This window comes from Pseudoalteromonas sp. S558 (assembly GCF_005886635.1).
Taxonomy (GTDB): domain Bacteria; phylum Pseudomonadota; class Gammaproteobacteria; order Enterobacterales; family Alteromonadaceae; genus Pseudoalteromonas; species Pseudoalteromonas aliena.
The window spans coordinates 1-8090 of the sequence record NZ_PNDU01000221.1 but is presented as its reverse complement, the minus strand read 5'-3'; the positions used below and the strand labels follow the sequence as shown (position 1 = coordinate 8090).

8 protein-coding genes are annotated in these 8090 nt (G+C 36.8%); 1 reads left to right on the top strand and 7 read right to left on the bottom strand.

Going from position 1 to position 8090, the window contains the following annotated elements; genetic code table 11:
• Positions 1–195 precede the first annotated feature (195 nt).
• The 7 genes from CWB66_RS14955 to fliS are packed head-to-tail and all read right to left on the bottom strand — an operon-like array spanning position 196 to position 6055.
• The gene (locus tag CWB66_RS14955) at positions 196–1482 is read right to left on the bottom strand and encodes an aminotransferase class III-fold pyridoxal phosphate-dependent enzyme (RefSeq protein WP_138585979.1); all 1287 of its coding nucleotides are present in this window, start codon (positions 1480–1482) and stop codon (positions 196–198) included.
• On the bottom strand, positions 1475–2224 hold the full coding sequence (locus CWB66_RS14950) for a cytidylyltransferase domain-containing protein (protein WP_237070402.1): 750 nt from the start codon (positions 2222–2224) through the stop codon (positions 1475–1477). The genes CWB66_RS14955 and CWB66_RS14950 overlap by 8 nt, the downstream gene beginning before the upstream one ends.
• Positions 2225–2260: 36 nt before the next feature.
• Positions 2261–3130 (bottom strand): aldo/keto reductase, encoded by an 870-nt coding sequence (locus CWB66_RS14945; RefSeq protein ID WP_138585978.1) that lies wholly within the window; start codon positions 3128–3130, stop codon positions 2261–2263.
• Positions 3127–4272 carry a UDP-4-amino-4,6-dideoxy-N-acetyl-beta-L-altrosamine transaminase gene (pseC, locus tag CWB66_RS14940; protein WP_138585977.1) on the bottom strand — a complete coding sequence of 382 codons (1146 nt, stop codon included), beginning with the start codon at positions 4270–4272 and terminating at the stop codon, positions 3127–3129. Before pseC ends, CWB66_RS14945 begins: the two co-directional genes overlap by 4 nt.
• Positions 4273–4285: 13 nt before the next feature.
• Complete coding sequence (gene pseB / locus CWB66_RS14935) at positions 4286–5287, bottom strand: UDP-N-acetylglucosamine 4,6-dehydratase (inverting) (protein WP_077537232.1); 1002 nt, start codon at positions 5285–5287, stop codon at positions 4286–4288.
• 49 nt (positions 5288–5336) lie between these two features.
• Positions 5337–5660 carry a hypothetical protein gene (locus CWB66_RS14930; protein WP_077537233.1) on the bottom strand — a complete coding sequence of 108 codons (324 nt, stop codon included), beginning with the start codon at positions 5658–5660 and terminating at the stop codon, positions 5337–5339.
• 8 nt (positions 5661–5668) lie between these two features.
• A complete protein-coding gene (gene fliS / locus CWB66_RS14925) occupies positions 5669–6055 on the bottom strand; it encodes a flagellar export chaperone FliS (RefSeq protein WP_077537234.1) in 387 nt (128 codons plus the stop codon).
• A 411-nt stretch (positions 6056–6466) separates the two neighbouring features.
• Here fliS and CWB66_RS14920 point away from each other — a divergent pair, with 411 nt between their 5' ends.
• Positions 6467–7903 carry a sigma-54 dependent transcriptional regulator gene (locus CWB66_RS14920; RefSeq protein ID WP_077537235.1) on the top strand — a complete coding sequence of 479 codons (1437 nt, stop codon included), beginning with the start codon at positions 6467–6469 and terminating at the stop codon, positions 7901–7903.
• Positions 7904–8090: the final 187 nt, after the last annotated feature.

The following is an 8090-nucleotide window of genomic DNA, read 5'->3' as shown; positions in this document are numbered from 1 at the left end:
AAATTTATTTATACCAATCGGCTTATATATGGGTTTTATTTAATGATAAAGAAATTGCGCTGTAACTAGGCAAAAATTTTTATATCTAGTTGTTCTAAATAAAAAATTTTTAACAACGTTATAGAGTGATTTAATTCGTTAAATTGTTCAAATATTTATGCCGGTTGGTATTAAAGGGCGGTCTTTTTTAGCCGTTCATCTAACCTTAAAAACGGGCTCTAATAGTTTGCCTTTAAAAACAGTATAAAGGTTTTGTGTTTTTATGGTGTTAACTAAAATGGCGATAACTTCATCGTATGCATTGAGGAGCTTTTCAATATCGCACAAGGTATGCGCATAACTAAGGTTATGACTTCCTGCGATTAAAATACCTCTAGTGCACATCTCTTGAATCAATAATGACTTTAATTCTAGCGAGCTATAGTGTGCAGTATCTTTTATTACGATAAATGACCATGCAGGATGTCCTGCTGTACTTAGCCATTGTTGTGCATTGTGCTTTAATATTAACGTGTCGAGTTCTGCTATTAATTTATCACCTAAGTGATGAATGTGAGTAAGCACATCCTTTTCCTGCATTTTTTTTAATGTCGCCTTGGTCGCAGCTAAAGACATTGTTTCACCTGCAAAGGTGCCTGAAAAAAAGATGTCTTCCATTAGCGACATTATTTTTTGTTTACCTACGACAGCCGAAATAGGGAACCCGTTTGCCATACCCTTGCCAAAAGTTGCTAAATCAGGAGTAACATTAAACAATCCCTGAGCGCCATGTAAATCAAATCGAAAACCTGTAATAGTTTCATCAAAAATGAGAACAGTGCCATATTTTTGACAAAGTGCTTTTACTCCTTCAAGAAATCCTTGCTTTGGGTAGGCAACGTTCATAGGTTCCATAATTACAGCAGCAAGCTGTTCAGGGTGCTCATTGAAGAGTTTTTCTAATGAATCAAGGTCATTGTATGTAAAAGTATGGGTAAGCGCTCTAACACATTCAGGAACACCTAAGTTTCTGGTTGTGGAGCCAATATACCAATCTTGCCAACCGTGATAACCACAAACAGCAACATGCTCTCTTTTTGTATACGCTCTTGCTAATCGAATTGCTGCAGATGTTGCGTCACTGCCATTTTTACCAAAACGCACCATTTCTGCACAAGGTATTAGTTTTACTAGCTCTTCAGCAACTTCCATTTCGAGTTTATGAGGAAGAGAAAACGTAACACCTAAAGCAAGTTGATTGACAACAGCTTGGTTTATCTCAGCATCACAGTAGCCTAAAGATATTGACAGTAAACCATTAACAAAATCAATATATTCGTTGTTATCGGCATCCCACACTTTAGAGCCATAACCTCGCTCAATAAATAAAGGTGCAGCATTTTGGGGAAATGCAACTTTGCTTTTGCTGAAGGTTTGAGAACCAAGCGGTATCGTTTTTTCAGCTCTTTGTAGCCATTCCCCTGAGTTAGTATAATTATTCATAGCCTTCTTCTTTATCTTGTTTTAATGATTTTAGCATTCCCTCATTACGCGAGAACTGGGCGTTGATAGAGCTCAGTTTTGGTTTCATAGAGAGTAAATGGAGTATATCTTGATAATTAAAATAGTGATTTTGAGCATATAGATGATCATAAATTGCAGAGATTAGTGCAAAATCTTCAGGCTCATCAACGGTCCATCTGTGATTAGATAAATCAGTCTCACTTTGGATGTTTTGTAATTGATATTTTTGCGGATTATTACGTATATATGGCGTTACATGCTCCAGCTCTGAGGGCTTTTTAGCGTATTTATAAGCATCTAGGAGTGCGTTTTTACTGATGACTTCCGTATCAAGACCATCTGGGAATGTGCTTTTCAAGCAGTTACTTGTGTAATCATTGCTATTAATTAGATGCGCATTAATAACATGATCTATAAGTGCAGAGTCTATAACTGGGCAGTCGGCGGTCACTCTAACTACGTGCTCGCATGGGTAAGCAAGTTGTGCATAATAATAGCGACTAAGTACGTTATTTAAATCGCCTCTAAAACACAACAAATTGTTTTCTTTACAAATAACTTCAAGTATATCGTCACTTTTTTCAGTACTTGTTATAACAATCAGTTTATCTATTTTTTTACATTGCTGTATTCGTTTCGCTTGCTGTACAAACATAGGTAAACCGTGAAGGTTTTTAAGTACTTTGCTTGGTAGGCGCGAAGAGCTAACTCTGGTTTGCATGAAGGCGTTTATCATATGTTTAATTCCGGCTGTATCTTAACTGACCCACAGAGAAGGGTTAATTAGCGCTAATTCAGAGGTCGCTAAAGAGTTTAAAACGTCATCAGAAGGGAGTTTTAGATTTTTAGCGTCGGCGTAGCGCTGAATTAATTGCGTTAATTGGTTTTTTGAGCAGCAACCTATTACGGCGCTTTCAATATGTGGTGCCTTTTGAGCAACAATGGCCATTGCGAATGTAAGATAATCACATTCTAACTCTTCAATAATTGCGTTATATTTTGAGAAAAGGTGACCGAACTGAGAAAAATAAGCACGCTTTTGAATTTCTGGTTGTAGTAACAGCCCTTGCAAAAAAATCGAACGAGCGTGTAACTTTATATTTTTCTTTATTAGTAAATTTGTTACTTCGGGTTGAATAAAACGCTGATCTAGCCAGTTCAATGGCGCTTGTACAATGTCTAAATTATACATGTCACTAAGTAAACTAAGTTGTTCAGGAGTGTAAATGGACACGCCGATACGTTTAATGATGCCAGTGTCTTTTAATGCTTCTAATTGCTTGAAGTGATTTTTACCAGCGTTATTTAATAAAGGGTCGATATTATGAAATAAAACAGCATCTAATTCTTCACGTTGTAGATTAGAAAGGCTAAGTTGTACTTGTTCTTCAATACTTAAATGACTGCTAGCGGATATTTTTGTTATGACTGAAAAGTGATTGCTAAAACCAGACGTGCCAATGTTCTTTTCACTATTTCCGTATGCTAAAGCAGTATCAAGTGTAGTAATGCAGGATGCTTTAGCCAGAGTGAGCATTTGCTTAATTTCATCAACGTTAACTTGGCCTTGGTCATTACTAATACCGTAATTTAAACCGAACTGTGCAGTTCCTAGGGCTAATTTCATACTAACTCATTAATCGTCTGAATAATAAATTCTTGTTCTGACTGCGTTAATCCAGGGTGCAGTGGGATGGTAAGTGACGTTTGGTAATATTCAATCGCGTTAGGAAAATCACTTTCTTTAAAACCAAGAGCAACATAATAGGGTTGAATATGTATAGGAATATAATGCAGATGACTCATTATTTTTCTATTACGCAATTCACAAATTAAGGTGTGATGAGCTGCTTTGTCCTCCAGCTGTAAAATATACAAATGATAGCTAGATAAACACGCATCTGATTGCGCTAAATGATTTAACGGTTGTGCTTTAAATGCTTGAGTGTAAATAGAGGCGATAGCATTTCTGGCTAAAATAAATTCATCTAGCCGCTGCATTTGACTAACACCTAACGCAGCTTGTAGTTCGGTCATCCGGTAATTAAAACCAAGTTCAATTTGTTGGTAATACCATGGACCATGGCTTGCCTCTGTCATTTCAGTAGGATCAGTTGTAATTCCGTGACTTCTTAAGCGTTTTAATCTTTTTGCTATGTATTCATTATTTGTTACAGCCATACCCCCTTCGGCAGAAGTGATAATTTTAACGGGGTGGAAACTAAATATGCAAATATCTGAAAACTGACAGTTTCCAACTGGCTTACCTAAGTACTGAGCGCCTATTGCATGGGATGCATCTTCAATTATTTTAAATCCGTATTGCGTTGCTAGCTTATGGATGACGAGCATATCGCATGATTGACCAGCTAAATGAACGGGTATAACTACTTTTGGCAAACAGTTTTTTTGTTTTGCATTAATTAATTTTTTCTCAAGTGCGACAACTGACATATTACCTGTCGTTAAATCAATATCTACAAAGTCGATTTTTGCACCACAATATAAAGCGCAGTTAGCCGACGCAACGAATGAAATGGGTGACGTCCATACTATATCGTTTTTGCCAACATCCAATGCTAAACACGCAATATGCAACGCAGAGGTTGCACTATTTGTCGCACAAGCAAAGTCGACATTACAATAGTTTGTAATTGCCGATTCAAACATTGGCACTTTTGGCCCTTGGGTCAGCCAATCTGATTCCAATACACCAACGACAGCATCTATATCAGCTTGTGATATAGATTGTTTACCATAAGGGATCATGTTTACCTGCTGTTTAAAGGAGTGCTTGTGTATTAAACATTTTTATATCATCAATGCTCATATAATGATGATTATTTAATGAATTATACTCAAAGCCTTGAGGAACCTTATGTCCTTTTTCACCAATAGCATTTACAGTAAAGTCATTACTTCGGCTACTAAATTTAATACCCGGTGCTATAAGGTAATGATCATGATATTCATAGGTTTCAAAGCATAAATCGGCAGGGCACATAACTTCATGAAGCTTTTCTCCAGGTCGTATCCCTATATCTTTTATAGGTAAGTCTGGTGCCATGGCTTTTGCTAGATCTATTATTCTGATTGAAGGTATTTTAGGAACAAAGATCTCACCGCCTAACATGCGCTCAAAATTGGTTAAAACAAAATCGACACCTTGCTGCAAGTTAATCCAAAAACGTGTCATTTCTAGGTGAGTAATCGGAATGTGATCACGACCCTCATCAATAAATTTTTGAAAAATAGGCACTACAGAGCCCCTCGAACACACAACATTACCGTAGCGCACGACAGAAAATGTAGTCCTATGACCGCCTGCAATATTATTTGCTGCAATAAATAATTTATCTGATGCTAATTTTGTGGCACCGTATAAATTAATAGGATTTGCAGCTTTGTCGGTAGATAGCGCGATGACTTTTTCAACATTGTTATCAAGTGCTGCATCAATTACATTTTCAGCCCCATTAATGTTGGTTTTTATGCATTCCATTGGGTTGTATTCTGCGGCAGGGACTTGCTTTAGTGCTGCTGCATGAATTACATAATCCACACCACGCATTGCTCTTTGTAAGCGAGCTTTATCTCTAACATCGCCGATAAAATATCGCATACAAGGTTGATCAAACTCTTGCTGCATTTCAAATTGTTTTAGTTCATCACGCGAGAATATTATGATTTTTTTTGGCTGATAACGCTCAAGTAACGTTTTAACGTACTTTTTACCGAATGAACCTGTGCCACCCGTTATGAAGACAACTTTTCCGTTAAACATTTTGTATATCTCCGTTGGATGCTTAGTTAATAGTTAGTAATACTCTAAATTAAGAGTTGGCTTTGTATTGATTGACCGCGTTATTGCTTTTTTGCTTACTTATTATTTTTTCTGCAACTTGTTGTTTAGCATATTCTATTTTAGCAGATAGTTTTCCAATTAGATCAATTATTAATTCAAGCTCTGCGGCGGAATAAAAGTTTTCATCTTTTGCGATAGATTCTTTCAAATGGCTATCTAAATCATTATGAGCGTGAGTAGCGCTTTCAACTTGCAGCACTTCGTCATCTGATAATAGTTCTATAAGTTTTAAACATAGTTCACGGGTGTGACAATCGTTTATTGATAGCTCAGTAATTGACTTTCCTAACATGGTTAATCCTAAGATCTATGCTCTAGAGGAATTGCTTCCCAACCTGATTTAATCTCTTTGATCAGCACGATAACTTCATCAAGCTTATCTATGTTATTTTCCATATTGGCCATCAAAAGCGTGCGCTGGCAATAGTCGTACAAAGAGTCTAAGTTTGTAGATACTGCATTATCACCTTCAAAATTCAGGACTTGCTGTAATGCCCCAAGCAATGTAATACAGTCTGAAATAGCAATTCCTTTCTTATCAAACTCTTTACGCTGGATGAAGCCTTTTGCTGCTGAAAGTTTACCAACAATATTTGCAAACACTAATTTGACTTGGTCATAAGGCGTCATTTCTTTAACGCTACTTACAGTGACTTGACGGTATTTATTTATCGACGCGTGTGCCATATAGGTAATTCCTAGAAATTTAATTACAATACTTAAACCTTAAGCAAGTTTAGTTCCAAAATGAACATAACGTTTACTTATCGGCAAATAAGTTTGTTTCTTTAAAAAAATGCATGCCATATTTCAAATATTTTACTCTTATTGATATAAAACTACTATTGCAAGTTATTTGCGTGTGTTGGGTCGTTAGGTATATTTACACTCTTAATGTAAATTAGCATTTTTTAGTACTTTAATGTGCATGCCTAGATTGTAAAGAGTTATTAATTAGTTATTAAGTACTGCTTTTTTGATTTATATGTCTGTTTTTTGGCGTTAATGTCAAAAAATTGCCGCTAGTGCTTGCATCCAAAATTTACTGGCTTACAATTTCATTAATAAATAAATTAGTGAAATTATGGCTCGCTATATATGATCTTGATTTTAGATAATAATAACAACCGCTCGATAGGGTTAAATGCATCACTTACTTTTATTGGTGAAGCCGTTCAACTTTTAGACGAAGCAAATTTTGAGCAAGAATGTGCGAAGTATCAACAAAAAGAATGCATTGTAATTTTAGGTGCCTTGCAATCACTCGATCATGAAAGCTTAATTAAGTGTTATCCAACACTGCCATTTTTGCTAATAGGCGAAACGCTAAAACCATTACTTAGTATCGCCAATGTAGTCGGACTTATTTGTGAGCCATTTAGTCATGAAGTAACAACGCAGTTGCTTCACGATTGTCAGCAATATCAGCGAATGCTTCCCAGTGACCATAAACACTCTAAACCGCATAAAACTTTTGATGGCCTTGTGGGTGAAACCGATGCAGTTAAGGATGTACGCTTTTTAATTGAGCAAGTTGCAAAAACTGACGCAAATGTTTTAATTTTAGGCGAATCGGGAACTGGTAAAGAAGTTGTTGCGCGCAATGTACATTTACTATCAAAAAGAAGCGCTGGGCCGTTTGTGCCAGTCAATTGTGGTGCGATCCCAGCTGAACTTTTAGAAAGTGAATTGTTTGGCCATGAAAAGGGCGCATTTACAGGGGCTATTTCGGCGCGTAAAGGCCGATTTGAACTAGCACAAGGTGGCACGCTATTTTTAGATGAAATAGGCGATATGCCATTGCAAATGCAAGTAAAGTTATTGCGTGTTTTACAAGAGCGCAGCTATGAACGTGTTGGTGGTACTAAGGCGATTCAGGCAGATGTACGTGTAATTGCTGCAACGCATCGTAACCTAGAAAATATGATTGAAGAAGGTAGTTTTCGTGAAGATTTATACTATCGCTTAAATGTATTTCCTATCGAAAATCCATCGCTTAGTGAGCGCGCTGATGATATTCCATTGCTGCTAAAAGAGTTAATGCGCCGTGTTAATGATCAAACAGGATCAACGGCTAAATTTACCGAGCGTGCTGTTGATAGTCTAAAAGAGCATGCGTGGCCAGGGAATATTCGTGAACTCGCTAATTTAGTTGAGCGCATGGTGATTATGTTCCCTGAAAAGGTAGTTGATATTCCTGATTTACCTAATAAATATCGTTATATTGAGGTTGAAGCATACGAGCCAGAATACCCAGAAGAGTTAATGGAAAAAGATGCGTTTAACGATATATTTAGTACTGGTTTTAGTGATTATGACGAAGAGCCTGAGCCTGAATTCAACCAATCTGGAAGTGGTTTACTACCCGGTGACGGGATCGAACTTAAAGAGTATTTAGCTGAGCTTGAAATTAGCTTAATTACCCAAGCACTAGAGCGTTTTGATTACGTCGTTGCTCGTGCTGCTGAAATATTAGGTGTACGCAGAACAACCTTAGTTGAAAAAATGAAAAAGTATAACCTATCGAGAGACTAGGGCGTGTTGACCTTTGTGGATTGAAATTTGTTCAATCTAGGGCGATTTAATCGCGGCTATTTTCTCATCGAAAATAACCGCATAAAATCAATATCTTCTTTTCTAAAAGCATATTACTTGGTAATCCCCAAAGAGTCGTTGCTTCTAATGCTTCATTAAATTTTTAGATTACTTAACCTGAACTCTG

Excerpts from the sequence above, each read along its gene's own strand:
- CWB66_RS14955 (WP_138585979.1), bottom strand. The coding sequence starts at position 1,482 with ATGAATAATTATACTAACTCAGGGGAATGGCTACAAAGAGCTGAAAAA.
- CWB66_RS14950 (WP_237070402.1), bottom strand. The coding sequence starts at position 2,224 with ATGCAAACCAGAGTTAGCTCTTCGCGCCTACCAAGCAAAGTACTTAAA.
- CWB66_RS14945 (WP_138585978.1), bottom strand. The coding sequence starts at position 3,130 with ATGAAATTAGCCCTAGGAACTGCACAGTTCGGTTTAAATTACGGTATT.
- pseC (WP_138585977.1), bottom strand. The coding sequence starts at position 4,272 with ATGATCCCTTATGGTAAACAATCTATATCACAAGCTGATATAGATGCT.
- pseB (WP_077537232.1), bottom strand. The coding sequence starts at position 5,287 with ATGTTTAACGGAAAAGTTGTCTTCATAACGGGTGGCACAGGTTCATTC.
- CWB66_RS14930 (WP_077537233.1), bottom strand. The coding sequence starts at position 5,660 with ATGTTAGGAAAGTCAATTACTGAGCTATCAATAAACGATTGTCACACC.
- fliS (WP_077537234.1), bottom strand. The coding sequence starts at position 6,055 with ATGGCACACGCGTCGATAAATAAATACCGTCAAGTCACTGTAAGTAGC.
- CWB66_RS14920 (WP_077537235.1), top strand. The coding sequence starts at position 6,467 with ATGATCTTGATTTTAGATAATAATAACAACCGCTCGATAGGGTTAAAT.